Raw genomic sequence first — 22,489 nt, 5'->3', positions numbered from 1 at the left:
GCACGTGCGAACCCAGCTGCGCGCAGGATGACTGGATCGGGCGACTGCCGATCGGCTCTGGGCTACCGAGTGAGATGAGGCGAGCGCATCAGCCTCACGTCCGCATCGGATCCTCGCCGTCCTCGTGCGCTTTCGCGTGGTGGAACGGGCAGAGCAGCTGCGTCGTACGCAGGTCGGTGCCGCCACCCCTGCTCCACGGAACCCGGTGGTGGGCGTGGCAGAGGTAGCCGGGGACGTCGCAGTCGGGGTGCTGGCAGACGAGCTGCTCGATGATCGCGGCGAGGCGTTGTGCGGGGGTGTGGAAGCGGTGCTTGCGGCCGAGGGCGAGGCACTCGCCGTTGGCGTTCATCCAGGCGGGGATGACGCCGGCGTCGCAGGCCATGCGGAGGAACTCGGTGTGGCTGATCCGCTCGCCGGTCTCGAGGGTGGCGGCCTTGACCTTGCCGTTGAGGATCTCCCAGTCGCCGATGACGACCACGGTCGCTGACAGGCCCCCGATCTTGGGCAGCTGCTTCGGGTCGTAGGTCTCGATCCACTCGACGAACGCCGGCCCCAGGCGCTCGGCGCTGGGAGTCTTCCAGTCGTAGGACCCGGCGCCCTGCTCGGCGCGGACGTGCTTGGGGGCGGCGAGGGCGTGCAGCTGCTTGCGGAACGCGGCGGCCACCGCGGTGGGGAGGGTGAAGCGGCCGTGGGTCAGGCCCTCGCCGTCGTCGCCCATCGACAGCCGCGTCTTCCCGCGGGCCCGGGCCTCCTGGTCCTCGAGCGCCTTGGCCTCGCGCTCCTCGGCGCCCTCGGGGTCGAGGCGCTCCCAGATCGCCTGGCCCAGCTGGGCCAGCGCGTCGGCGTCGTGGCCGCCGGTGGTGGCCTGGTCGAGGAGGAACGCCTCGGCGCGCGCCTGGTCGGGGGCGGGGACGCGCTCGTCATCGAGCTTGGCGACCTGGTGGGCGATGGTCTGGGCCTGCTCGGCGTGGATCTCGCCGCGGGCGGTGGCAGCCCGCGTCGGCTCGAGGTCGCGGAGCGACGTGGCGAGGCGGACCTTGGCCGACGCTGTACGACGGGTGACCCCGGTGGTCTGCTGCACCCACCGCGGCAGGTTGCGGCACTGGGTCGCGCCGGTGAGGTCGAGGGTGTCGGCCTGGCCGATGGAGCGCGCCTCGACCTCGGCGACGCCGGCGGCCACCTGGGCGGCGAGGCGGACGACGCGGGTGGTGGTGGCGCCGTCCATCGACCAGGTCGGGACGTCGGCGAGGCCCTTGAGGTCGTCGAGGACCGAGCACAGGAACGCCTCGATCGGGTGTCCCGATCGGGGGGTGTCGGTGTGCTCGGCCATGGGTCTAGTCCAGCACTGACCACCGACAGTTCTGGGTGAGAATCAGGCTCAACCACAGGGGTTGTGGATAACTTTTCAGCGGAGCAGGTAGAGCGGTCCGGGAGCCTCGACCGCCTCGCGCGGTACGACGATCCCGGTCGTCTTCTCCACCATCGCCAGCCCGGCCGCCCACGGCTCGACCTCGGCCGAGCCGGCCTCCTGCCACAGCGCCTGCAGCCCCTTCGGAAGCCCGACCTCGGTCACGTCGGGCGTGCCCATCTCGGGGAAGGCGTCGTAGAGGTCGACGCTGACCGGGGGCCGGCCAGGGCGGACCAGGGTGAAGGCGTTGTCGCTCTCCACGTTCCAGAAGACGCTCGCCGCCGGGTGTCCGTCGGCCACCCTCTGCAGCTTCTTGGGCCGCGAGCACTGGAAGCCGTTGGGCTCGACGGTGACGACCCCGCCGTCCACGGCGACGGCGGCGATCGAGAAGCCGTACGCCGCGTCGGACTCGGGGTCGAGCTCGCGGCCCGTGTCGGCGCCGTACCGCTCCAGGACCTCCTCGATCGACACTCCCTCCACGACGCCGATGCAGTTGGCGACATCGGCGCCGCTCTCGAAGACCAAGTCGTAGGAGCCCGCGGCTCCGGCCCCCGCCCCCGAGGTCGGCACGTGCTCGCTGACCCGGGGCTCCGGGTCGATCCGGGTCCCGTCCCCCGGGTCGCGATCGTCGCCGCAGGCGCTGAGCAGCAGGCCGATCGCGAGGGTCCCGGCGGCCACGAGGAGTCGCATGGCCGGACCCTACGTCGGCCACGCCGGCAACCGGCCGGGACGTCCAACCTTGCGCGGGCCGCACAGTTGGCGTACGGTTGCGATATATCGCGAACTACTCAAGAAGGTTCGCGATAACCTCAAACAGAAAGAGAGGTCCCACCATGGGACACCAAGGACGCAACAAGGAATGGGCCTCCGGGCCCGACAGCGAGGGTCGCCCCTGGCGCCAGCACGGCGGAGGCCGCCGCGGTGGCTGGGGCGGCCCCGGATGGGCCGATGGTCCCTTCGAGGGCCGTGGCCGCGGAGGACGCGGCGGCCCGATGGGCGGACCCGGCGGCTCTGCCGGCGGACCGCCCCCGTGGGTGGCCGGCCTGTTCGGCATGGGCCAGCCCGAGCGCGGTCGTGGACCGCGGGTCCGCCGCGGCGACGTCCGCGTCGCCATCCTCGACGTGCTGGCCACCGCGGCCCGCTCGGAGGAGCCGGTCAACGGCTACCAGGTGATCCAGCAGATCGCCGAGCGCAGCGAGGGCGGCTGGCGCCCGAGCCCCGGGTCGGTCTACCCGACGATCCAGCAGCTCCAGGACGAGGGCCTCGTCGAGGCCGACGACGAGCGCGGCCGCCGCAGCCTGCGCTTGACCGAGGCCGGCCAGACGTACGTCGACGAGCACGCCGACGAGGTCGCCGCGGTCTGGGCGCCGTTCGAGTCCGGCGCGGACGCCGACGCCACCAAGGACGGTGCCAAGCCCGGCAAGGCCGAGCACGCCGACCTCAAGACCGAGATCGGCCAGGTGATGCCGGCGGTGTGGCAGATCGTCACGCAGGGCTCCGAGCTCCAGCGCCGGGCCGCGATCGAGATCCTCGCCGACACCCGGCGGCGCCTCTACGGCGTGCTGGCCGACGGTCCCGAGGGGACCGACGGCACGGACCGGGGAGACGAGCAGTGAGCGACCTGCGGGTCGGCGACGTCGAGCGCGAGCGGGCAGCGGCCTCCCTGGCCGAGCACGCCGCGGTCGGCCGGCTCGACCCGGAGGAGCACGCCGAGCGGCTCGACGCCGTCTGGACCGCACGCACCCAGGGCGACCTGGCCGTGCTGTTCGACGACCTGCCGGGCCAGGGTGCTCAGCTCACCCAGCACCACCCGCACCAGGCGGGGCCGGGACGTCGTCCCGGCCCCGGCTGGCGCCCGGTCCCGTTCGTGCCGCTGGCGATCCTGCTGGTGGTGCTGTCGGTGGTCACCCACCTGCCGTTCTGGGTCGGCATCTTCTTCCTGGGCTGTGGCCTGTTCAGCCGCGCCCGACGCGCGTCACGTCGTACGTCGTCTCCGGCGTCGGCATCGTGGTGAAGCGGGCGTTGGGCAGGTAGAGCCCGCCCCGCCCGCGGGCGATCGTCGTCGGCACGTCGAAGTTGTCCGAGGTGAAGGACCGCAGCTTGGTGCCGCGGCCACCGTCCGCGCGCAGCCGGATGACGGCCACGCGGTTGAGCTGGTTGCGCACGACGAACAGCTTGGTGCCCTCGAGCAGCATCCCGTCACCGTCGGTGAGCGAGGCGCCGCCGAGGAGGACGCGGTCGGCGATGCCGGCCTGCCGGCCGCTGCGCGGCACCCGGAAGAGCGTGCCGTCGGTCGAGTTGACCACGAGGAGCGCCTTGGGGCTCCGCCCGTTGCTGGGCGACTCCGTGATGCCGTTGGCCCCGAACTCGCCCGCGGCCGGCTGCTCCCAGTCGCCGCGGAGCCGGATCGTGCGCACGTCGCGCTTGCGCGGCAGCCGACCGTCGGCGTAGATCGGCACGCGGTAGAGCTTCGGCGCCGCCGAGTCGGTGAACCACGCCGCGTTCCTAGTCAGCACCACGTCGTTGACGAACGACGTCGCCGTGCTCACCTCGAGCGAGCGCAGGATCCGTCCGGTCCGCGCGCTGACGATGCGCACCGTTCCGGCGTCACCACCGGAGACGTAGAGCCGGTCGCGGGGGCCGACCTTGAGGCCGACGGACGCCGTACCGGGACCCTCGCTGATGCGCTTGCCCTTGCCGTTGGTGAGGTTGGCGCGGTAGATGTCGCCGTCGTCGCGCGAGCCGAAGTAGCCGAAGCGCCCCTGGATGGCGATGCCCTCGGGCTGGAAGCCGTCGGGCAGCGCGATCGAGTCGGGCAGGGGCGGCTGCGTCTCCGCGCCGGCCGGCGCGGCGGGCAGGACGGGCGAGGCGAGGGCGGCGGCCGTGACGGCCGTCGTGAGCAGGGTGAGGATCGAGCGGTGTCCGAGAGTCATGTGCCGACGCTAGGGCCCGACCATGAGAGGACTTCTCATCCTTCTGGTTGGCCGCGCGCAACACCGTGTCGCGTATAACCTCGACGACGTGTCCACTCCGTCGTTCGAACTGTCCGCCGACCACGTCGAGCTGAAGAACTGGCTCCACGGCTTCTCCGCCGACGTCATCCGCCCCGCCGCGTCGGAGTGGGACGAGAAGGAGGAGTTCCCCTGGCCCGTCGTCGAGGAGGCGGCCAAGGCCGGCATCTACTCGATGGACTTCTTCGCGACCCAGGGCTTCGACCCCACCGGCCTCGGCATCCCGGTCTCGATGGAGGAGCTCTGCTGGGGTGACGCGGGCATCGGGCTGGCCATCGTCGGTACGGCGCTGGCCGCGGCCGGCGTGAGCAGCAACGGAACCCAGGAGCAGGTGCTCGAGTGGGTCCCCGAGATGTTCGGCTCCCCGGGCGACCTCAAGCTCGGCGCGTTCTGCTCCTCCGAGCCCGACGCCGGCAGCGACGTCGGTGCGATGCGCACCCGCGCCCGCTACGACGAGGCCACCGACGAGTGGATCATCAACGGCACCAAGACCTGGGCGACCAACGGCGGCATCGCCGACGTCCACGTCGTGACCGCCGTCGTCGACCCCGACCTCAAGACCCGCGGCCAGGCGAGCTTCGTCGTGCCGCCCGGCACCAAGGGCCTGAGCCAGGGCCAGAAGTTCCACAAGCACGGCATCCGGGCCAGCCACACCGCCGAGGTCGTCCTCGACAACGTGCGCGTGCCCGGTCGCTGCCTGCTCGGCGGCAAGGACAAGCTCGACGCCCGCCTGGCCCGCGTACGCGAGGGCTCCGGTGCCCGCGGCAACGCGAGCATGGCGACCTTCGAGCGTACCCGTCCCGCCGTCGGCGCGATGGCGGTCGGCATCGCGCGGGCGGCCTACGAGGTCGCCCTCGACTACGCCAAGACCCGCGAGCAGTTCGGCAAGGCGATCATCGAGAACCAGGCGATCGCGTTCATGCTCGCCGACATGGCGGTCTCGATCGACGCCAGCCGCCTGCTCGTGCACCGTGCGGCGTGGATGGCCAGCCAGGGCCGGTCGTTCGACGCGGCCGAGGGCTCGATGTCGAAGCTGATGGCCGCCGAGACCGCGGTCAAGGTCACCGGCCAGGCCATGCAGATCCTCGGCGGCAACGGCTTCACGCGCGAGTACCCCGTCGAGCGCTGGGCCCGCGACGCCAAGATCTACACGATCTTCGAGGGCACCTCCGAGATCCAGCGGCTCGTCATCGCGCGCACGATCTCGGGTGCGCCGATCCGCTAGGCCGCCGGCCGGCCGCTCGTCGCTCGCCGCTCGTACACGGTCGTGCAGATTTTGCCTGGATCTGACGACCGATCCATCGACGCCGCCCGGTGGGGCCCGCTACGTTCCGAGGACTCACCAGCACCGGCTCGGGCTGCGACGGAAGGCCCGCGCCCATGGACTTCGACGCCGACGAGTTCGTCGAGAAGCTGCTCAAGAAGGCGTTGGACGCCGCGCTCGGCAAGGTCACCGGGATGGCCGGGTCCAAGGCGGAGTCGTTCGTCCTCGACCTGTTCGGGCTCAGCGACAGCGACGCAGCCCAGACCGCAGCGGTCCTGCAGTCGATCTCCGACACCGTCACCCAGATCGACGGCAAGGTCACCGCCCTGCTCAACGAGGTCACGTGGTCGAACGCGTCGCAGGGCTTCGACACCGTCTGGTCGGAGGTGAAGACCCACCAGCACCACGTCCAGGTGAAGCTGCAGGCGAGCGACCAGGCGACGCGCGACGCCGGCGTCAAGAAGTACCTGCTCGAGGCCGACCCCCGCATCGACGCGCTGGCGCCCAACCTGGTGCTCATCCACGACCGGATGATGGGGACCGGTGGGGCGGCCGGCCTGGAGCAGCCGACGTTGATGGAGACCCTGCTCGCCACCAACTGGGAGCTGCTGCGTGACGACGACCCGGTGCGGACCTGTCGCAACGTCTTCCAGGTCTTCGCCCGGATCGCCGAGATGCAGCGGCTGGCGACCTCGTTGCTGGTGGCCTACTACGTCGCCACCGACGACCTGGACCTCGCTCGCGACGCGGGCTCCGGCCTGGCCGCCGACCTCGCGAAGCAGTACGGGACGGTGCTCGACGCCCTGCCCGACTTCGTCGCGGTGGCCGCGCTGCCCCACCCACGGGTGCGTGCCGAGTTCACGACCTTCACCCTGGTGCCGTCGGTGGTCGACGTCGACCAGAACCTGCTGCGGGTCGGGACCGTCCATCCCTCCATGTCCTGGGCGCTCACCCGGGTGGCGTCGTCGCCGTCGGCGTACCGGCTCGAGCTGCACTTCGACCTTCCCGGCGGGCAGAAGGACGTGTTCTGGGGCGTGGAGCTCCCTCACCGGGTGCAGATGGCCGACAACTGGGTCGGGGCGCCGGGGCACGAGAGGGAGAAGCTCGAGACGGCCGACATCCGCGAGGTGCGGCTGGACCCGGCCGGAGGGAGCAGCACCGCCTACGAGGTCCGTCCGACGGGGACCCTCGGTGACTACCGGATGGTCTCGCCGAGCGGAGGGACGTTCACGTTCGAGGACCGCCGCGACTACGGCATGACGATCGAGATGACCAACACCTTCCCGGACGAGCCCACCGGCCTGGCGCGGCTCGGCGCGATCGTCAAGTCACCCCCGAAGGAGGAGGCGTCGGTGACGGCGTGGTCGCGGGCGTTCGCCAGCAAGCCGGGCGGCGAGGGCCGGTGGAAGCCGGGGTTCCGGGTGCGCTACCGGATCGTGGCGTTCAACCGCTACGGCCAGTCGCCGTTCAGCGGGTTCGTCGCGGCCCGGCCCGAGTTCAACCCCGACTCGGACGGGTTCTTCGACAGCGGCGGCGGCTACTACTGCCCGCAGCTCCTGCTCTCCAACGCGAGCGGCCGGGCCGAGGCCTACCAGGTCTGGCGTCAGTTCGAGAACGACGTGGAGGAGGACGTGACCTCGCTCGGCACGTTCAACATCGACGACCTGCAGTCCGGCGCCGACATCATCTTCGACGACTTCGCCTTCTGACGGAGTCGCGCTGCCGCCTCTCGTAGACGGACATGCAGATCGGCCCGCGTCCCGCGTCCGATGCCGCCCCTGCGCGGGGCAGCGAGGGGCAGGCGTCGACTAGGCACGTCCCTCTACGAGCCGGTCGACGAAGCCCGCCGCCACCTCTGTCGCCTCGGCCAGCACCTCGGCCGCCGTGCGGCCCGAGCGGGCGAGTGGCCGGAGCCCGTGGTCCGCGCCGTCGAGCCAGTGCACGGTGACGAGGTCGGGCAGCCCGTAGCCGGCGATGTCGTCGGGGGTGCCGAACTCGTCGCGGGTCCCCTGGCAGACGAGGACCGGCACCTCGGTCGTGAGCAGGTGGGCGGTGCGGACCTTGTCGGGCGCCGACGGCGGGTGGAACGGGTAGCCGAGGGCGACCGCACCGAGGGCGCCGGCCCGGGCCGCGGCCATGGTGGCGACCCGCCCGCCGAACGAGAGCCCGCCCAGCACCACCGGACCAGTCGGGCCGGTCAGGCCGGCCACCGCGGCGGCGTACTCCTCGACGACCTGCTCTGCGCTCGGCTGGCGGCCGCGCTGCCCGGTGACCCGTCGCTGGTGCTGGTAGTCGAACTCGCAGCGCACTACCCGCAGCCCGTGCGCGGCCAGCGCCCGCGCCGCGAGGACCAGGGGCCGGGCCTCGAGGTTCGAGCTCGCCCCCGGCGCGAGCAGCAGGGTGGCGCGGGCGCCGTCGGGTCCGTCGTCGATCAGGTGCACGCCCCGATCATCCTGCGTCGGAGCCGTCGGGAGGGTTAATACGGGCATCCGACACGATGTGACCGCCTCGCGCCCCCTGTGCTAGGTCTAGAGAATGCCCATCGCGCCTGGCCGTCACCGGATCCGCTTCCGCGGCCAGATCGCCGGGGTCGGCACGACGAGCGGCACCCGCATCGTCATCGGGCGCTGGGACGAGACCCCGCTCGGGGCGTTCGCCGACGCGATGGTCGAGCGATCCGACGGCCACCGCCTCCTCCTCGCGCCCAGCCCCGACGTGGCGCGCTTCATCGCCGCGACCTACGAGTTCGACGAGATCCGGATCGAGCGGTTCGGCGTCCGGGTCGACCCGCACGGCTGGCGGGTGCGGTCGGAGTCGCTCGACCTCGACGTGCGGATCGGCGGCGTCACCGGCCTCGGCCGGCTGCTCACGGCGGTGCCCGACGCGGTCGCCACGGCGCCGTGGTGGTGCACGCTGACTGACGTCGTCGCCCGCCACGTGCTCGACGGCGTCCGCACGAGGGGCGAGACCCGCGACCGGCTGGAGTGGTACGGCGCCACCGCCAACCGCACCGTCGACGCCGTCTCCGGCACCTTCGACGGCGCCGACCTCGGCGGGCTCGCGCCGGTCGACCCGCCGCCCCGCTTCGGCTTCTCCTCCACGCCGGCCCGCCCGTCGGTCACCGACGTCGTCACCACGATCGAGCTCGACCGCTCCGTGGTGCTCGTCGGGCCCGGCGTACGCAGCGCCTGAGTGAAAAACCACGCTGACCCGTCGTAGATCTACGACGGGTCAGCGTGGGGGAGGGGCTAGAGGCCGCCCTCGACGTCGTTGTTCTCGACGACGAGGCCGACCTGGGGGACGCGGACCTTGCGGGCACCGGGCTTGCCGCTGATGATCACCTTGCGCAGGGCGACGTTGTCGTCGGTGGACGACTCGATGAGGCGCCTGCGCGGGTTGGCGATGGTGGCGATGTAGTAGGTGCCGTTGGGCAGGTTGCGCAGGTCGAAGGACTGGCCGGCGCGGAACTGTGCGTAGGTGTCACCCCACCCGGCGGCGAGGACCTGGCGCAGCGAGAGCGAGTCCTCGGAGCCGCAGTCGGTGGAGAGGTCGGTGTTCTCCGGGTTCCAGTCGGCGTCGGGGACCGTGAGGTCGACGGCGTCGGTGTTGGCCAGGCAGAACGCCTCCTTGCGGGAGACGACCGCGGTCGACTTGTCGGCGCGCAGCAGCGTGTAGGTCGCGAAGTCGCGGAAGTGCCAGTGCTGGTGGGTCGCCTTGTGGTCGAACTCGAACGAGCCGACCGGCTGGTAGCCGGTCTGGTTGCCCTCGCCGTCGAAGAAGTACTGGAAGGCGCTCATCCGGTCCTGCTGCTCGTTGACGAAGCCGTCGACGACGAGCGGGCTGTTGCCGGCGTTCCACACGGTGGCGGAGAACCGCAGGTAGTTGCCGTTCTCGGCGACGGTGATGCCCCAGGCCGGCAGCGACCTGAGGTTGGGCACGGGACCCTCGACGTCGCTCGCCGCGAGGCGGCGTCCGGTCGGACCGGTGGTGCCGGAGGGCTTGAGACCGCCACCGTCGTCGCCGTGGTCGTGGTCATCGTGGTCGTGGGGCTCCTTGGCGACCTTGAGCTTGATGGTGCGGGTCGCTTCGACGGCGGTGAGGCCGAGCGCGGCGGCGTACTTCGGCGCGACGACGACCGTGGCGACGTAGCGGCCCTTGGGCAGGCGCAGCGAGCCGTCGTAGTCGACGAGCGGCACCGACCAGCCGGCCTGGACGCCCTGCACCGAGCCGGTGCTGTAGGGGTTGGCGTAGCAGCCGTGGGGGTACGGCGACCGCGCCGGCGCCTCGGGGCGGACCCGCTGGCCGTAGCCGTTGAGGCAGGCGTCGCGCGACGCGGTGCGCACGAGCTTGCCGGTCCTGGCGTCGGTGACCTTGACCGAGACGAACCGCGACAGCCCGCCGAAGCTCTTGAGCGTGCCGGCCGGCAGCGCGACGTCGCCCGACGCGGTGCGCACGACGCTGCGGATGGGCTCGGTGTAGGACGAGCGGTTGGACCAGATCTCGACGGGCGAGTCGCCGGCGACGAACCGGAGGTCGAGCGGCACCGAGGCCATCTTGCGCTTGCCGTAGAGGTAGCCGGTGGCCGCCGCGGGCGACCAGAGGTGGTTGCCGGTCGGCTCGGCGGCCGCGCGGGACGGGGTGGCGGCGGTCGCGGGAGCGGCGGCCTGGCTGGGGACGGCGAGACCCGAGAAAGCGGTCAGCGGCGCCAGCGTGGCGGCGGCCGCGACGATCGCGAACCGGCGGGCACGAGGGGCACGGGGAGAACGGGAGGACGTGCGACGGTGCATGGGGGTGCTTCTCTCTGTCGACGGAGCTGGAGCTTCCAGGCTGAGGACGCGGCCGGAGACGAATTGGTTGCCTCCTGACGCGTGTCAGTTCGAGGACCCCCGTGGATGGTCAGCCGCGTACGGCGGGCATCACGCGCTCGCTCACGAGGCGGAGGTGCTCCCACGACGGCTCCGCGGGCAGCCCGCCGCAGGCCGGGTGGCTGGTGACGAGCTGGATCTCGCCCGACCGGCAGCGCTCGACCAGGTCAGCAGGCGTCAGCACCACGTAGACGCCGGCGGCCCGCATCTCCGCGACGGTGCGCGAGGTGTCGACGACGTAGGACGCCGCCGTGCCGTGCCACTGCTGGTAGGCCACCGCGTCGGCGAGCAGGTGCTCGCCGTGGAGCGCCCAGAACCGGTCGGGGTCCTCGGCGCAGAAGACGTTGGCCGGCCCCGGCGGCGCCAGCATCGTGAAGCCAGGCTCGCGCCCGGCCGCGCGGCAGGCCACGTCGTAGGTCTCCTTGAGCACGGGGTCGCCGTGCTGCGGCTGGAAGTGCAGGCCCAGGCGGGCCGCGCGCTCGGCCGCCGCGACCGTGCCGCCGCCGTAGAAGAGGAACGGGTGCGGCTGCGAGTACGGCGTCGGCGTCACCCGCACCCGGCGCCCCTCGTGCTCGAACTCCTCGCCGGTCCACGCCCGCAGCAGCACCTTGATCCGCGCCTCGAGGTCGCGGCCGCGGGTCGCCATCGGGCGTCCGAACAGCGCGTACTCCTCCGGTCGGTAGCCGAGCCCGATCGTGTGGCTGACCCGTCCCTGGCTGAGGTGGTCGAGCACCGCGAGGTCCTCGGCCAGCCGCAGCGGCTCGTAGAAGTTGACCAGCAGGGCGCTGATCGTGAGGGGGATCCGCCTCGTCACCGCGGCCATCGCCGCCGCGACCGGGATCGGCGAGGGCAGGTAGCCGTCGTCGGACGTGTGGTGCTCGCTCAGCATGAGCGCGTCCTGGCCCGGTCGCCCGTCGGCCCCGTCGACGTACGCCGCCTGCTCGAGGGCCCGGCGGTAGAGCTCCTGGCGCTGCGCGGGGTCGGCGCCGGGCGCCCGGAAGTCGTAGCGGACGACGAACTGGGTGCGCGGCATGGCCGCACGCTAGTGCCGGGCCACGCCGGGAGCCCGGACCCACCTCACGGGGGTATCGTCCGGCCGTGGGCAGACGGGTGGCGAGAGGCGTGCTACCGGTCGTCGTGCTCCTCGCCTCGGCCTCCGCGGCGGTGGGGGCGACCACCCCGGCGCCCGACCTCCCCGACCCCGTCGACCTCGGTGGGACCCGGGTCGAGGTGAGCACCAACCCCCAGGAGCCGACCCCGCTGACGGCCGGGCTCTGGGCCGACACGCTGAGCGGACCCGGGGCCCCGCCGGCCAACGCCCACTGGTTCAGCTATCGCCGCACCATGCAGTACAGCTCCGTGCTGGTCGGGGTCACCGCGACGTCGTCGGCCGACTCCGACAGCCTCGACGTCACGGTCTTCGACCCCCAGGGCACCGTCTGCACGCAGGACTCCACCTCGTCCAACAGCAGCATCCCCGCGTCGGCGTTCGGGGTGCTCGCCTCGGTGCCGCCCGACGACCTCGGCGCCACGGAGGACCCCTGCGTCTCGGCCGACCACCTCGACGTCCGGGTCACGCGGGGGTCCTCGACCGCCGAGGGGGACCTGCCGATCGCGCTCCGGGTCGTCGAGGAGGCGCCGGTGCGGGGGACCGAGGAGGACCTGCCGCCGATCATCGAGGCGCCGACCGTGTCGGCGCCCGACCCCACCGCGCCGAGCCCGGTGGACGGGGCGACCTCGTCGTTCGACGATGCGCCCGACCTCGAGCCCGGTGCGACCGTCTCCGACGCGGTCCCCGAAGGTGGTGAGCACCTCTACCGCGTGCGGCTCGACTGGGGCCAGGCGCTCGCGGTCCAGGTCGACCTCCCGGCGCAGGACGAGGCCACGGTCGAGGCGCTGGTGGGCGACACCCCCGACGTCGACCTGACCCTCTTCGACCCGCTGCGCAACTCCTTCGACACCGGCCACGACCTCGCGGTCACCGACGAGTCCTTCGGCGAGGAGGCCGTCAGCCTCTTCGACGGCACCCGTCCGGTCACCTACCTCAACCGCTTCGACGACGGCCTGGTGTCGGTGCCGGGCGACTACTGGGTCTCGGTCTCCGTCGCGCCGCCGTACGACCCCGCCCGCGAGCCCGTCGAGGTGCCGATCGAGGTCACGGTCGACGTCACGGGTGAGGTCGGGGAGGCGCCGAGCTTCCCCGAGGCCGTCCTCTCCGGCAACGGCGAGCGCGGGCCCGACGGCTACGCCAGGACGACGCCCTACCTCGTCGACGTCGGCGACTTCCGGGCCGAGGTCTCGGGCACGCCCGACGTCGCCGACGAGCGCGCGACGGGCTCGGAGGGCGACGAGACCGACGTACGCCGGACCGCCGGGCTGGCCCTGGGAGCGGCCAGCCTGCTGTCGATCCTGGCCGGCGCGCTCCTGCTGCGCCGCCGGGTCAGCCGACCAGCAGCCAGGTAGCGACCGCCAGCCCGACGATCCCGGCCAGGAGCAGCAGCAGCCCGGGCAGGGCCGACGGGCGACGGCCGGCCGGGGCGAGTCCGGTCCCGAAGGCGACGGTGCTGCTGCGGGCCAGGGGCGCGGTCGCGTGGGTCGGACCGGTCGTCGGCGGCAGGTCGCCCATCGTGACGGCCTCGGCGGTGCCGAACCGGTCGGGGACCACGACCGCCTCGCCCGGGGTGGGGGGCAGGGTCAGCAGGCCGGTGGCCGCGAGCTGGGCGCGCATGGCGCTCGCGTCGGCGGGCCGGTCGGCGGGGTCGTTGCGCGTCGCGTGCTCGACGACGGTGAGCAGGAGGTCGCGGGCGTGCTCGCCGGTGCGGTGCGCCTTGAGGTCCTCGTCGGCCGGTCGCTGCCCGATCAGCATCTCGAGCGCGACCCGGCCGACGGCGAACACGTCGGCCGTCGGGTCGGGGTCGGCGCCGACCCACTGCTCGGGCGGCATGTAGCCCGGGGTGCCGATCGCGTGGGAGCCACGGGTCATCCGTGGCTCGTCGACGGGGGCGGCGATGCCGAAGTCGGTGAGCCGCAGGTGCGGGCGACCGGCGCCGGTCGGCTCGAGCAGCAGGTTGCCGGGCTTGACGTCGCGGTGGACGATGCCGGCCGCGTGCACCGCCTCGAGCGCCTGCAGCACCTGGTCGGTGAGCAGCGCGACCCAGCGCACCGGGAGCGGCCCGCGCTCCCGGAGCAGGTCGGCCACGGACCCGCCGCGCACCAGCGGCATCGTGAAGAGCACGCGGTCGTCGACCCCGGCCCACGACAGCGGGGTGACGACGTGGGTGTGGTCGATGCGCATCGACTGCTCGCGCACGAAACGCAGCAGCGACCCGGCGTCGGACTGCCGCAGGATCTTGGCCGCCTTGACCTGGCCGTCGCTGCGGTCGAGGACCCGCCAGATCGTGCCCATCCCGCCGGTGGCGACGGGGTCGAGCAGCTCGTAGCGCCCCGCGAACACCTCGCCCATGCGGTGAGGCTAGGCCATGTCTCCCGGGGTGCTGGTCGAGGGCGTCAGGTCCACGGCCCGGTTGACCCAGGTGGAGGTGACGCGCATCCCGACCTTCTCGTAGAGGCCGAGCGCGCCGGTGCGGCTGTCGGTGGACAGCCCGCACACCTCGGCACCGTGCTCGCGGGCCACCGCGAAGGTGTCGACCATCAGGGCCTGGGCCAGGCCCCGGCCACGCTGGTCGCGCCGGGTGGCGAGCCGGCTGATGAACGCCTCCCGACCCTCGTCCCCGTCATGGACGACGACGACGGCCGCCGCGACGACGGTGCCGGCACCGTCGGTGACGACCCGCAGGTGCCACGGCGCGAAGCCCGGCCGCTCCGTCGTCGTCGCGGCGAAGTCCTCGTAGGTCTCGCGGTCGCGGACCGACCACTCGAGGAACGCGTCCTCGACGACGGTGTGGACGTCGGGGTAGTCGGCCGGCTCGGCCGCGCGGACGGCGTAGCCCTCCGGGAGCGGGCGCTCGGTGATCGTCGCGCCCCGCGGCAGCTTGAGCACCCAGCTCTCCCAACGGACGTGGTAGCCGAGCGCGGCCAGCAGCCGGTCGCCCGGCGAGCCCTCGGGCACCGGCATCCCGACCACCGTCGTGCCGCGCGAACGGGCCAGGTCCCGCATGCGGGCAGCCAGCCAGGTGCCGACGCCGCGGCCTCGGTGGCTCGGCAAGACCGCCGCGTCGCCCCGGTCGGGAGCCGCGAACTCGGCGTACCCGACCATCGTGTCGCCGTCGAAGACGCCGACCGTGCTGGCGGCGACGTCGAAGCTCGGCCGCTGCCAGTCGCCGACGATGTCGGCCTCCTCGATCTCGACGACGCCGAGGTCGTGGAGCTCCTGCGCGGCCATCGTCTCGAAGACCGCGGTGGCGTCGGCGGGGGTGAGCGGCCGGGAGGTCAGGTCGGCGGGCGGGTCGCCCGGTCGTACGTCGTCCATGGCCCGGATGCTGGCAGGAGACGCGACGAGGCCGCGACCTATTTGGTCGCGGCCTCGTGCCGGGTGACGCGGTTGCTGCGGGTGGGGCTGGGGTCAGGCGTTCTTGATGGCGGAGATGTCGAACTCGAGGGTGACCTTCTCGGAGACGAGGACGCCGCCGGTCTCGAGGGCGGCGTTGAAGGTGAGGCCCCAGTCGCTGCGCTTGACGGTGACCGAGCCCTCGAAGCCCACGCGGGTGTTGCCGAACGGGTCCTGGGCCGAGCCGACCTCGTCGAAGTCGATCGCGACGGAGTTGGTGGTGCCCTTGATGGTGAGGTCTCCGGTGATGGTCCAGGTCGCACCGTCGCGCTCGACGTTGGTCGAGGAGAACGTGATCTGGGGGTTCTCGGCGGAGCCGAAGAAGTCGGCGCTCTGCTGGTGGCCGTCGCGGTCGGCGTTGCCGGTGCTCACGGACGCGGCGGCGATGGTCAGGTCGACCTTGGAGGCGGCCGGGTTGGCGGTGTCGACGTGGGCGGTGCCGGTGAACTCGTGGAACTGGCCGCGGACCTTGGTGACCATCGCGTGGCGCGCGACGAAGCCGAGGCGCGTGTGGGCGGGGTCGATGGTGTAGTCGCCGGTGATGTCGGAGATGGCGGTGGTGGCGGCGTCGAACTCGGTCATGGTGTGCTCCAGAAGAGGTGGGGTGGTTGAACAGTCAATCACCAGTAACGGACCGCAGTCCGTTTGCATTCCCATCGCCCTGGAAAAAGATCGGCAGCACCACACCCCGAGGGGGTGCGGCGCTGCCGGATGATCCGAGAGAGACGAGGTCAGGCGGCCTGGGTGATGCCCGCGGACTCGGTCGGGACGATCCAGACCGCTTCCATCCGCGTGCGTCCGGCCTCGTCGGTCACCGGGAGCCAGCGCATCTCGAGCTGGGCCCGACGTTTGTGGTCGGTCATGGGACACCTCCTGTTCACCTTCTGTTCACTCAAGGTACCTCATCCCCACCTGGGCGGACAAGTGACCCCTAGGGGTGGACTTCTTGCTCCACCTGGACGGACCTGAGCCGGTCGGGAGGGGTCGACTGCTCCACCGCTCGGAATCGGCGGGTGTGGAGACCGTGGGACGGTCGGGCCTGCCCGGCCACGGACGGGGCCTGCGGCGCGCCCGATCGGCAGGGAACTGCCCGATTTCGGGCAGGAAGTTGCACACGAGGCCGCGTCGGGCGCACGATCCTCCCCGTGCGCACCGACCAGAGCCTCGTCACGCACCTCGTGGCGTCGACGGGCCTGACCGAGGCGGAGGCGGCCCGGGTCGTCGAGGACGTGGTCTCGTTCCACGCCGAGACGGTCGGGGCCTACGTGAGGCGGCGCCACGGCGAGCTCAAGACCTACGGCCACAAGAACCCCGAGATCTTCGCCCGGATCGCCGACGAGCTCACCTCGCGCGTCGTCGCGGCACCACCCCTCACCGAGCGGCAGCTCCGCCGCCTCGTCTACGGCTGACCTGCTCGAACCACGGAAGAGGACCCACCACATGTGCGGCATCGTCGGCTACATCGGCACCCAGCAGGCAGCCCCGCTGCTCCTCGAGGGGCTCTCGCGCCTGGAGCACCGCGGCTACGACTCGGCCGGGGTCGCGGTCGTCGGGCCGACCGGGGTCCGGGTCGCCAAGCGGGCCGGGCGGGTGCGTGACCTCCAGGAGGAGCTGCCCAAGCGGTTCGCGGGCAAGGCCGGCATCGGCCACACCCGCTGGGCGACCCACGGTCCGGCGACCGACGCCAACGCCCACCCCCACACCGACGGCAAGGGCGACGTCGCGGTCGTCCACAACGGGATCATCGACAACGCCAACGCGCTGCGTGCCGACCTCGCCGACGCCGGGGTCGACCTGGTCTCCGACACCGACACCGAGGTGCTGGCCCACCTGATCGCGCTCTCGGACGCCGACACCCTCGAGGGCAAGGTCTCCGAGACGCTCCAGCGCATCGACGGCACCTACGGCCTCGCGGTGCTGCACGCCGACTTCCCCGACCGGATCGTGGTGGCGCGCAACGGCAGCCCGCTGATCATCGGTGTCGGCGAGAAGGAGATGCACGTGGCCTCCGACCTGGCCGCGCTGGTGCGCTACACGACGACGGTCGCCCACCTCGAGGACGGCGAGATCGCCACGATCACCGCGACCGGGTTCACCACCTACCGCGCCGACCTCACCCACGCCCCGCGGACCGCGACCGAGGTCGACGTCGACCCCGCGTCCTACGACGTCCACGGCAGCGACTTCATGCTGCGCGAGATGCTCGACCAGCCGGCCGCGGCCGAGCGGGTCCTGCGCGGACGCCTCGACGAGCGGTTCGGCACCGCCCACCTCGGCGGCCTCAACATGGACGCCCGCGAGACCCGCGCGATCCGCCGCGTCAAGATCCTCGGCTGCGGCTCGGCCTACTACGTCGGGCAGATGGGGGCCTCGCTGATCGAGGAGCTGGCCCGCATCCCCGCCGACGCCGAGGCCGCCAGCGAGTTCCGCTACCGCGACCCGGTCATCGAGCCCGACACCCTCTACGTCGCGGTCAGCCAGTCCGGCGAGACCATCGACACCCTCCTCGCCGTCCAGGAAGTACGCCGCAAGGGCGGCCGGGTCGTCGGCCTCGTCAACGTCGTCGGATCAGCCATCGCCCGCGAGGTCGACGGCGGGATCTACCTGCACGCCGGCCCCGAGGTCGCCGTCGCCTCGACCAAGGCCCTCACCACGATGTTCCTCGGCTTCGCGCTGCTCGCGCTCCAGCTCGGCCGGGTCCGCGACCTGTCCATCGCCGACGGCAAGCGCATGGTCGCCGGCCTGCAGGCGCTGCCGGGCCAGGTCGCCGACGTGCTCGCCCTGTCCGAGGAGCTCGTCGAGGTCGCCGAGCAGCTCGCCGCGGCCGAGAGCCTGTTCTTCGTCGGCCGGGTCCGCGGCTTCCCCGTGGCCCGCGAGGGCGCGCAGAAGTTTAAGGAGATCACCTACCGCCACGCCGAGGCCTACCAGACCTCCGAGCTCAAGCACGGCCCGCTCGCGCTGATCTCCCCGAAGGTGCCGACGGTCGCGGTGGTGCCCCACGACGAGCTCACCGACCGCAACGTCGCAGCCCTGCACGAGATCTCCGCGCGCGGCGGCCCGCTGGTCGTGGTCACCCACCCCGACGTCGACCTCGGCGGGATCACCTGCCGCCGCGTCGACGTACCGCGATCCGAGCGCGAGCTCGACCCGATCCTGCTCACGCTGCCGCTGCAGCTGCTGGCCTTCCACGCCGCGACCCACCTCGGCCTCGACGTCGACAAGCCCCGCAACCTCGCCAAGTCGGTCACCGTCGAGTGACCTGACCGCCGCTCAGGTCGGGTCGTCGCGGCCCGACCAGAGCAGCGCGCCGAGCGCGGCGCCCATCACGAGGATGAAGGCGATCAGGCCGGCCGAGTCGGGCGACAGGCCGGCCACCCTCAGCACGACCCAGACGACGAGGCCGAGGGCCACGCCTCCCAGGAAGCCGAGGGTGAGAGTGCGCCACGGATGGGGCGCAGGGCGGTGCAGAGCGTCGTTCATGGGGGGCCTCCGAGAGCAATGAGGGACCTCCACGCTAGGTCGGTCGCCGGTCGGACGCGTCCCCCGGGCGGATGAGTCCGGGGCAGGATGGCCCGGTGACCGACACGGCAACGGAGCCGACCGGGCGGCCGCCCGAGCCGCGCCCGCACCACTACGCCTTCGCCCACCGGGTCCTGCCGGCTCTTGCCGGGCACGAGCCGGGCCGGGCGGCGCAGGCGTTGACGGCCGATCCGCTGCTCGTGCTGCGGTGGTGGCGCCGCGCCGGCGAGGACCTGCTGCCCGACCTGCGGCTCCCGGAGGCCGGCCTCGTGGCCGAGGTGCGCAGGCCCTGGGTGCTCGTGCGGCTGCCCGAGCCGGTCGGGGCCACCGAGTGCCGCGCGGTCGCGCTCGGCCCGACCGCGACGGTGCTCACCCTCGAGCTCTCCTGGGACGTCGTCGCGCGCCGCCGCGACTGGGCGCTCGGCGCGTGGGCGGACCAGCGGCACTCGCTGCTGGGCTTCGGCGCGTCCGAGGAGCTGCTGGTCGCCCGGGCGGACGAGACGTGGCCGGCCTGACCCTCCTCCAGCCCCTCAGGCGAGGTGGGCGACGCCGTCGAGCGACTCGACGCGTCGCTCGCCGGGCCGCGGCTCCGTCAGCCGGCTGATGCTTCCCGGCGTGAGGCTGAACCGGACCGCCCCGACCGACGTCAGCGGCATCCCGATCCAGGCCGCGACGACGTAGGTCGCCGCGCCGCCGTGGGTGATCACGACGGTGGTCTCGTCACCGGCGGTCAGGACGCGCTCGACCGCGGCGTAGACCCGGGTCGCGACCTCGAGCCGCGTCTCAGAGCCCTCGACGCCGTCGTGGTGGGTGAGCGGGTCGTCGCCCGCGCCGGGCGGCGTCCAGGCGAAGGTGCCGGGCGGGTGGCCCTCCGCCGCACCGTAGGACTGCTCGCGGAGGTCGGGGTCGAGCCGGACCTCGAGGCCGAGACGGGCGCCGACCGTGTCCGCCGTACGACGACAGCGGCGCAGGTCGGAGGAGACGACGGCGTCGACGCTCCCGAGGCCGGGGCTGGTGGCGAGCGCATCGGCGATCCGGGTCGCCTGGCGGGCGCCCCGCTCGGTGAGGTCGGCGTCGTACCAACCACCCACGAGCCCGTCGACCACGTGCGTGGCCTCGGGATGGGTGACGACGACGAGCCCGGCCATCAGCGGGCGGCGTGGAACACTTGGTAGGACGGCACGATCTCGCGGCCCAGCGGCAGCAGCGAGACCGGGATCATCTTGAAGCTGGCGATGCCGAGCGGGATGCCGATGACCGTCAGGCAGAGGGCGACGCCGCTGACCGCGTGGCCGATGGCGAGCCAGATCCCGGCGACCACGAACCAGATGACGTTGCCGATCGCCGAGGCCGCACCGGCGTCGCCGCGCTGGACGACCTCGCGGCCGAACGGCCACAGCGCATAGCTGGCGATCCGGAACGACGCGAGGCCGAACGGGATGGTGATGATGAAGACGAAGCAGACGACACCGGCGACGGCGTACCCGATGGCCATCCAGAAGCCGCAGAGCACCAGCCAGAGGACGTTGAGGAGGGTTCGCACCCCTTCAGCCTGACAGGTGACCCACCACACCGCGGCGGCGAAATGGGTGGTACAAGCCCCAGCCACTACCGTTGTCGGGTGAACGACCAAGCCGCCCCCGTCGAGACAGCCGACGCGCCCCCCACCTTCGCCGACCTCGGTCTCGGTGATGCCGTCCTCAAGGCCCTCAAGGATGTCGGCTACGAGAGCCCCTCCACGATCCAGGCCGAGACCATCCCGCCGCTGCTCGCCGGCCGCGACCTGGTCGGCCTCGCGCAGACCGGTACGGGCAAGACGGCGGCCTTCGCGCTGCCGATCCTCGACCGCCTCGACGTGCGCCAGAAGTCGGTGCAGGCCCTCGTCCTGGCCCCGACCCGCGAGCTCGCGCTCCAGGTCTGCGAGGCCTTCCAGAAGTACGCCGCGCAGACCAAGGGCGTGCACGTGCTGCCGGTCTACGGCGGCCAGGCTTACGGCGTGCAGCTGAGCGCGCTGCGTCGCGGCGTCCACATCGTCGTCGGCACCCCGGGCCGGATCATGGACCACCTCGAGAAGGGCACCCTCGACCTCACCGAGCTCAAGTTCCTCGTGCTCGACGAGGCCGACGAGATGCTCAACATGGGCTTCGCCGAGGACGTCGAGACGATCCTCGCCGACACCCCCGACGACAAGCAGGTCGCGCTGTTCAGCGCCACCATGCCGACCCAGATCCGCCGGCTGTCCAAGCAGTACCTCAAGGACCCGGTGCAGATCGACGTCAAGGGCAAGACCCAGACGGCCAACAACATCACCCAGCGCTACATGATCGTCAGCTATCCCCAGAAGGCCGACGCCCTCACGCGCATCCTCGAGACCGAGAACTTCGAGGGGATGATCGTCTTCGTCCGCACCAAGAACGAGACCGAGCTGCTCGCCGAGAAGCTCCGCGCCCGCGGCTTCTCCGCGCAGGCGATCAACGGTGACGTGGCCCAGGTGCAGCGCGAGCGCACGGTCAACCAGCTCAAGGCCGGCAAGCTCGACATCCTCGTCGCCACCGACGTCGCCGCCCGCGGCCTCGACGTCGAGCGGATCAGCCACGTCGTCAACTTCGACATCCCCACCGACACCGAGTCCTACGTGCACCGCATCGGCCGCACGGGTCGCGCCGGCCGCTCGGGCGACGCGATCTCGTTCGTCACCCCGCGCGAGCGCTACCTGCTCAAGCACATCGAGAAGGCGACGCGTCAGTCGCTGACCGAGATGCGACTCCCGTCGGTCGAGGACGTCAACACCACGCGCCTCGCCCGCTTCGACGACGCCATCACCGAGGCCCTCTCGCGCGGCAGCGAGGTCGAGACCTTCCGCGACGTCGTCGCCCACTACGTCCGCAACCACGACGTGCCCGAGGTCGACGTGGCCGCCGCGCTGGCGATCGTCGCCCAGGGCGACACCCCGCTGCTCCTCGACCCGGCCGCCGAGCGCGCGCGACCGACGTTCGACGACCGCGGCGCCAAGGGCAAGGGCGGGAAGTCCGACGACGACCGCTTTGACCGCGGCCAGCGCCGCCCGCGCCACGACACCGGCAAGCCGATGAAGGCCTACAAGATCCAGGTCGGCAAGCGCCACAAGGTCGAGCCCCGCCAGATCGTCGGCGCCATCGCCAACGAGGGTGGCCTGTCGCGCGGCGACTTCGGCTCGATCAAGATCCAGCCCGACTTCTCCGTCGTCGAGCTGCCCGCCGACCTGTCCCCCGAGGTCTGGAAGAAGCTCGAGAACACCCGCATCAGCGGCAAGCTCATCGAGCTCTCCGAGGACCGCGGCCCGCGCGGCTCGCGTCCGCCGTCGCACTCGTCCTCGTCCTCGTCCCCCGAGGAGGGTGGGTCGTTCAAGAAGCCGCGGCACAAGAGGCCCTCCGACGACTGACCGAACTCGTGCGATCGCACGAGTTGAGGCGGTGAAGGGGCTGATTTGCCGCTCAACTCGTGCGATCGAACGAGTTGAGCCGGTGGTGGGGCTGAGATCCCGCCCAACTCGCGCGATCGCTCGTGTTGAGCCGGTGGTGGGGCTGAGGTCCCGCCCAACTCGAGCGATCGAACGAGTTGGTACGACGGTCGGGCCGAGCTCCCCGCCCAACTCGTGCGAGCGCTCGAGTTGAGCCGGTGGTGGGGCTGATCTGCCGCTCAACTCGTGCGATCGCTCGAGTTGAGCCGGTGGTGGGGCTGAAATCTCGCCCAACTCGTGCGATCGCTCGAGTTGAGCCGGTGGTGGGGCAGGGATCTCGCCCAACTCGTGCGATCGAACGAGTTGGAACGCCGCCCGGGCTGAGCTCCCCGCCCAACTCGTGCGATCGAACGAGTTCGCGGCGCCCTCACACCGGCGCCCTCACACCGGCGCCCTCACACCGGCGCCCTCACACC

Annotated in this window: 23 protein-coding genes; 10 read left to right on the top strand and 13 right to left on the bottom strand. The window is 72.3% G+C overall.

Annotation, left to right across the window (positions count from 1 at the left end; translation table 11 throughout):
* Positions 1 to 94: 94 nt before the first annotated feature.
* Both Q7T52_RS09115 and Q7T52_RS09110 read right to left on the bottom strand, forming a co-directional pair.
* On the bottom strand, positions 95 to 1,330 hold the full coding sequence (locus Q7T52_RS09115) for an HNH endonuclease signature motif containing protein (protein WP_304801644.1): 1,236 nt from the start codon (positions 1,328 to 1,330) through the stop codon (positions 95 to 97).
* A gap of 75 nt (positions 1,331 to 1,405) precedes the next feature.
* Positions 1,406 to 2,098 (bottom strand): DUF6461 domain-containing protein, encoded by a 693-nt coding sequence (locus Q7T52_RS09110; RefSeq protein ID WP_304801642.1) that lies wholly within the window; start codon positions 2,096 to 2,098, stop codon positions 1,406 to 1,408.
* A 302-nt stretch (positions 2,099 to 2,400) separates the two neighbouring features.
* Here Q7T52_RS09110 and Q7T52_RS09105 point away from each other — a divergent pair, with 302 nt between their 5' ends.
* Together Q7T52_RS09105 and Q7T52_RS09100 are read left to right on the top strand one after the other, a co-directional pair.
* Positions 2,401 to 3,024, top strand: a complete 624-nt coding sequence (locus Q7T52_RS09105) for a PadR family transcriptional regulator (RefSeq protein WP_304801641.1) — start codon at positions 2,401 to 2,403, stop codon at positions 3,022 to 3,024.
* Positions 3,021 to 3,422: a DUF1707 domain-containing protein gene (locus tag Q7T52_RS09100; RefSeq protein ID WP_304801639.1), complete on the top strand. Its 402-nt coding sequence runs from the start codon at positions 3,021 to 3,023 to the stop codon at positions 3,420 to 3,422. Before Q7T52_RS09105 ends, Q7T52_RS09100 begins: the two co-directional genes overlap by 4 nt.
* Here Q7T52_RS09100 and Q7T52_RS09095 read toward each other — a convergent pair.
* Positions 3,364 to 4,341 carry a superoxide dismutase gene (locus Q7T52_RS09095; RefSeq protein ID WP_304801637.1) on the bottom strand — a complete coding sequence of 326 codons (978 nt, stop codon included), beginning with the start codon at positions 4,339 to 4,341 and terminating at the stop codon, positions 3,364 to 3,366. The genes Q7T52_RS09100 and Q7T52_RS09095 overlap by 59 nt on opposite strands.
* Before the next feature lie 88 nt (positions 4,342 to 4,429).
* On the opposite strand from Q7T52_RS09095, the gene Q7T52_RS09090 reads away from it, so the two are divergent.
* Both Q7T52_RS09090 and Q7T52_RS09085 read left to right on the top strand, forming a co-directional pair.
* The gene (locus tag Q7T52_RS09090; protein ID WP_304801635.1) at positions 4,430 to 5,644 is read left to right on the top strand and encodes an acyl-CoA dehydrogenase family protein; all 1,215 of its coding nucleotides are present in this window, start codon (positions 4,430 to 4,432) and stop codon (positions 5,642 to 5,644) included.
* 155 nt (positions 5,645 to 5,799) lie between these two features.
* Positions 5,800 to 7,392 carry a hypothetical protein gene (locus Q7T52_RS09085; protein ID WP_304801632.1) on the top strand — a complete coding sequence of 531 codons (1,593 nt, stop codon included), beginning with the start codon at positions 5,800 to 5,802 and terminating at the stop codon, positions 7,390 to 7,392.
* Positions 7,393 to 7,491: 99 nt separating this feature from the next.
* On the opposite strand, the gene Q7T52_RS09080 is transcribed toward Q7T52_RS09085, so the two are convergent.
* Positions 7,492 to 8,124, bottom strand: coding sequence for an alpha/beta family hydrolase (locus tag Q7T52_RS09080; protein ID WP_304801630.1), 633 nt, complete (start codon positions 8,122 to 8,124; stop codon positions 7,492 to 7,494).
* A gap of 94 nt (positions 8,125 to 8,218) precedes the next feature.
* On the opposite strand from Q7T52_RS09080, the gene Q7T52_RS09075 reads away from it, so the two are divergent.
* A complete protein-coding gene (locus Q7T52_RS09075; RefSeq protein WP_304801628.1) occupies positions 8,219 to 8,875 on the top strand; it encodes a hypothetical protein in 657 nt (218 codons plus the stop codon).
* A gap of 56 nt (positions 8,876 to 8,931) precedes the next feature.
* Here the strand turns inward: Q7T52_RS09075 and Q7T52_RS09070 are convergent, their stop codons facing one another.
* Together Q7T52_RS09070 and Q7T52_RS09065 are read right to left on the bottom strand one after the other, a co-directional pair.
* Complete coding sequence (locus tag Q7T52_RS09070; RefSeq protein WP_304801626.1) at positions 8,932 to 10,470, bottom strand: lysyl oxidase family protein; 1,539 nt, start codon at positions 10,468 to 10,470, stop codon at positions 8,932 to 8,934.
* Positions 10,471 to 10,579: 109 nt separating this feature from the next.
* Positions 10,580 to 11,581 carry an LLM class flavin-dependent oxidoreductase gene (locus Q7T52_RS09065; RefSeq protein ID WP_304801624.1) on the bottom strand — a complete coding sequence of 334 codons (1,002 nt, stop codon included), beginning with the start codon at positions 11,579 to 11,581 and terminating at the stop codon, positions 10,580 to 10,582.
* 65 nt (positions 11,582 to 11,646) lie between these two features.
* On the opposite strand from Q7T52_RS09065, the gene Q7T52_RS09060 reads away from it, so the two are divergent.
* Positions 11,647 to 13,011 (top strand): hypothetical protein, encoded by a 1,365-nt coding sequence (locus tag Q7T52_RS09060; protein ID WP_304801622.1) that lies wholly within the window; start codon positions 11,647 to 11,649, stop codon positions 13,009 to 13,011.
* On the opposite strand, the gene Q7T52_RS09055 is transcribed toward Q7T52_RS09060, so the two are convergent.
* The 4 genes from Q7T52_RS09055 to Q7T52_RS09040 form a co-directional block, all read right to left on the bottom strand.
* Entirely contained in the window at positions 12,989 to 14,011 is a 1,023-nt protein-coding gene (locus Q7T52_RS09055; RefSeq protein WP_304801620.1) for a serine/threonine-protein kinase, read from the bottom strand. The genes Q7T52_RS09060 and Q7T52_RS09055 overlap by 23 nt on opposite strands.
* A gap of 9 nt (positions 14,012 to 14,020) precedes the next feature.
* Positions 14,021 to 14,977, bottom strand: a complete 957-nt coding sequence (locus Q7T52_RS09050) for a GNAT family N-acetyltransferase (RefSeq protein ID WP_304801618.1) — start codon at positions 14,975 to 14,977, stop codon at positions 14,021 to 14,023.
* Between the two features lie 93 nt (positions 14,978 to 15,070).
* A complete protein-coding gene (locus Q7T52_RS09045; protein ID WP_304801616.1) occupies positions 15,071 to 15,637 on the bottom strand; it encodes a YceI family protein in 567 nt (188 codons plus the stop codon).
* A gap of 149 nt (positions 15,638 to 15,786) precedes the next feature.
* Complete coding sequence (locus Q7T52_RS09040; protein ID WP_304801614.1) at positions 15,787 to 15,918, bottom strand: hypothetical protein; 132 nt, start codon at positions 15,916 to 15,918, stop codon at positions 15,787 to 15,789.
* A 282-nt stretch (positions 15,919 to 16,200) separates the two neighbouring features.
* Here Q7T52_RS09040 and Q7T52_RS09035 point away from each other — a divergent pair, with 282 nt between their 5' ends.
* Both Q7T52_RS09035 and glmS read left to right on the top strand, forming a co-directional pair.
* Complete coding sequence (locus Q7T52_RS09035) at positions 16,201 to 16,464, top strand: hypothetical protein (RefSeq protein ID WP_304801612.1); 264 nt, start codon at positions 16,201 to 16,203, stop codon at positions 16,462 to 16,464.
* 31 nt (positions 16,465 to 16,495) lie between these two features.
* Positions 16,496 to 18,313 (top strand): glutamine--fructose-6-phosphate transaminase (isomerizing), encoded by a 1,818-nt coding sequence (glmS, locus tag Q7T52_RS09030; RefSeq protein WP_304801610.1) that lies wholly within the window; start codon positions 16,496 to 16,498, stop codon positions 18,311 to 18,313.
* 12 nt (positions 18,314 to 18,325) lie between these two features.
* Here glmS and Q7T52_RS09025 read toward each other — a convergent pair whose 3' ends face one another.
* Positions 18,326 to 18,535 carry a hypothetical protein gene (locus tag Q7T52_RS09025; RefSeq protein ID WP_304801608.1) on the bottom strand — a complete coding sequence of 70 codons (210 nt, stop codon included), beginning with the start codon at positions 18,533 to 18,535 and terminating at the stop codon, positions 18,326 to 18,328.
* Between the two features lie 95 nt (positions 18,536 to 18,630).
* Between Q7T52_RS09025 and Q7T52_RS09020 the strand changes: the two genes are divergently transcribed.
* Positions 18,631 to 19,089, top strand: coding sequence for a hypothetical protein (locus Q7T52_RS09020; RefSeq protein ID WP_304801606.1), 459 nt, complete (start codon positions 18,631 to 18,633; stop codon positions 19,087 to 19,089).
* Positions 19,090 to 19,104: 15 nt separating this feature from the next.
* Here the strand turns inward: Q7T52_RS09020 and Q7T52_RS09015 are convergent, their stop codons facing one another.
* Both Q7T52_RS09015 and Q7T52_RS09010 read right to left on the bottom strand, forming a co-directional pair.
* Positions 19,105 to 19,722, bottom strand: a complete 618-nt coding sequence (locus Q7T52_RS09015) for a histidine phosphatase family protein (RefSeq protein WP_304801604.1) — start codon at positions 19,720 to 19,722, stop codon at positions 19,105 to 19,107.
* On the bottom strand, positions 19,722 to 20,117 hold the full coding sequence (locus tag Q7T52_RS09010; RefSeq protein ID WP_304801602.1) for a YccF domain-containing protein: 396 nt from the start codon (positions 20,115 to 20,117) through the stop codon (positions 19,722 to 19,724). The genes Q7T52_RS09015 and Q7T52_RS09010 overlap by 1 nt, the downstream gene beginning before the upstream one ends.
* A gap of 78 nt (positions 20,118 to 20,195) precedes the next feature.
* On the opposite strand from Q7T52_RS09010, the gene Q7T52_RS09005 reads away from it, so the two are divergent.
* Entirely contained in the window at positions 20,196 to 21,995 is a 1,800-nt protein-coding gene (locus Q7T52_RS09005; protein ID WP_304801600.1) for a DEAD/DEAH box helicase, read from the top strand.
* The last annotated feature ends 494 nt before the right edge of the window (positions 21,996 to 22,489 follow it).

Origin of the sequence: Nocardioides sp. (genome assembly GCF_030655615.1) — a bacterium.
Classification (GTDB): domain Bacteria; phylum Actinomycetota; class Actinomycetes; order Propionibacteriales; family Nocardioidaceae; genus Nocardioides.
The sequence above is the reverse complement of the archived record's forward strand: the minus strand, read 5'-3'. Positions and strand labels throughout refer to the sequence as shown.

What these genes read in the sequence shown, in the direction of transcription:
- Q7T52_RS09115 (WP_304801644.1), bottom strand. Translation starts at nt 1,330, where the DNA reads ATGGCCGAGCACACCGACACCCCCCGATCGGGACACCCGATCGAGGCG.
- Q7T52_RS09110 (WP_304801642.1), bottom strand. Translation starts at nt 2,098, where the DNA reads ATGCGACTCCTCGTGGCCGCCGGGACCCTCGCGATCGGCCTGCTGCTC.
- Q7T52_RS09105 (WP_304801641.1), top strand. Translation starts at nt 2,401, where the DNA reads ATGGGCGGACCCGGCGGCTCTGCCGGCGGACCGCCCCCGTGGGTGGCC.
- Q7T52_RS09095 (WP_304801637.1), bottom strand. Translation starts at nt 4,341, where the DNA reads ATGACTCTCGGACACCGCTCGATCCTCACCCTGCTCACGACGGCCGTC.
- Q7T52_RS09085 (WP_304801632.1), top strand. Translation starts at nt 5,800, where the DNA reads ATGGACTTCGACGCCGACGAGTTCGTCGAGAAGCTGCTCAAGAAGGCG.
- Q7T52_RS09075 (WP_304801628.1), top strand. Translation starts at nt 8,219, where the DNA reads ATGCCCATCGCGCCTGGCCGTCACCGGATCCGCTTCCGCGGCCAGATC.
- Q7T52_RS09070 (WP_304801626.1), bottom strand. Translation starts at nt 10,470, where the DNA reads ATGCACCGTCGCACGTCCTCCCGTTCTCCCCGTGCCCCTCGTGCCCGC.
- Q7T52_RS09065 (WP_304801624.1), bottom strand. Translation starts at nt 11,581, where the DNA reads ATGCCGCGCACCCAGTTCGTCGTCCGCTACGACTTCCGGGCGCCCGGC.
- Q7T52_RS09055 (WP_304801620.1), bottom strand. Translation starts at nt 14,011, where the DNA reads ATGGGCGAGGTGTTCGCGGGGCGCTACGAGCTGCTCGACCCCGTCGCC.
- Q7T52_RS09050 (WP_304801618.1), bottom strand. Translation starts at nt 14,977, where the DNA reads ATGGACGACGTACGACCGGGCGACCCGCCCGCCGACCTGACCTCCCGG.
- Q7T52_RS09045 (WP_304801616.1), bottom strand. Translation starts at nt 15,637, where the DNA reads ATGACCGAGTTCGACGCCGCCACCACCGCCATCTCCGACATCACCGGC.
- Q7T52_RS09040 (WP_304801614.1), bottom strand. Translation starts at nt 15,918, where the DNA reads ATGACCGACCACAAACGTCGGGCCCAGCTCGAGATGCGCTGGCTCCCG.
- glmS (WP_304801610.1), top strand. Translation starts at nt 16,496, where the DNA reads ATGTGCGGCATCGTCGGCTACATCGGCACCCAGCAGGCAGCCCCGCTG.
- Q7T52_RS09025 (WP_304801608.1), bottom strand. Translation starts at nt 18,535, where the DNA reads ATGAACGACGCTCTGCACCGCCCTGCGCCCCATCCGTGGCGCACTCTC.
- Q7T52_RS09015 (WP_304801604.1), bottom strand. Translation starts at nt 19,722, where the DNA reads ATGGCCGGGCTCGTCGTCGTCACCCATCCCGAGGCCACGCACGTGGTC.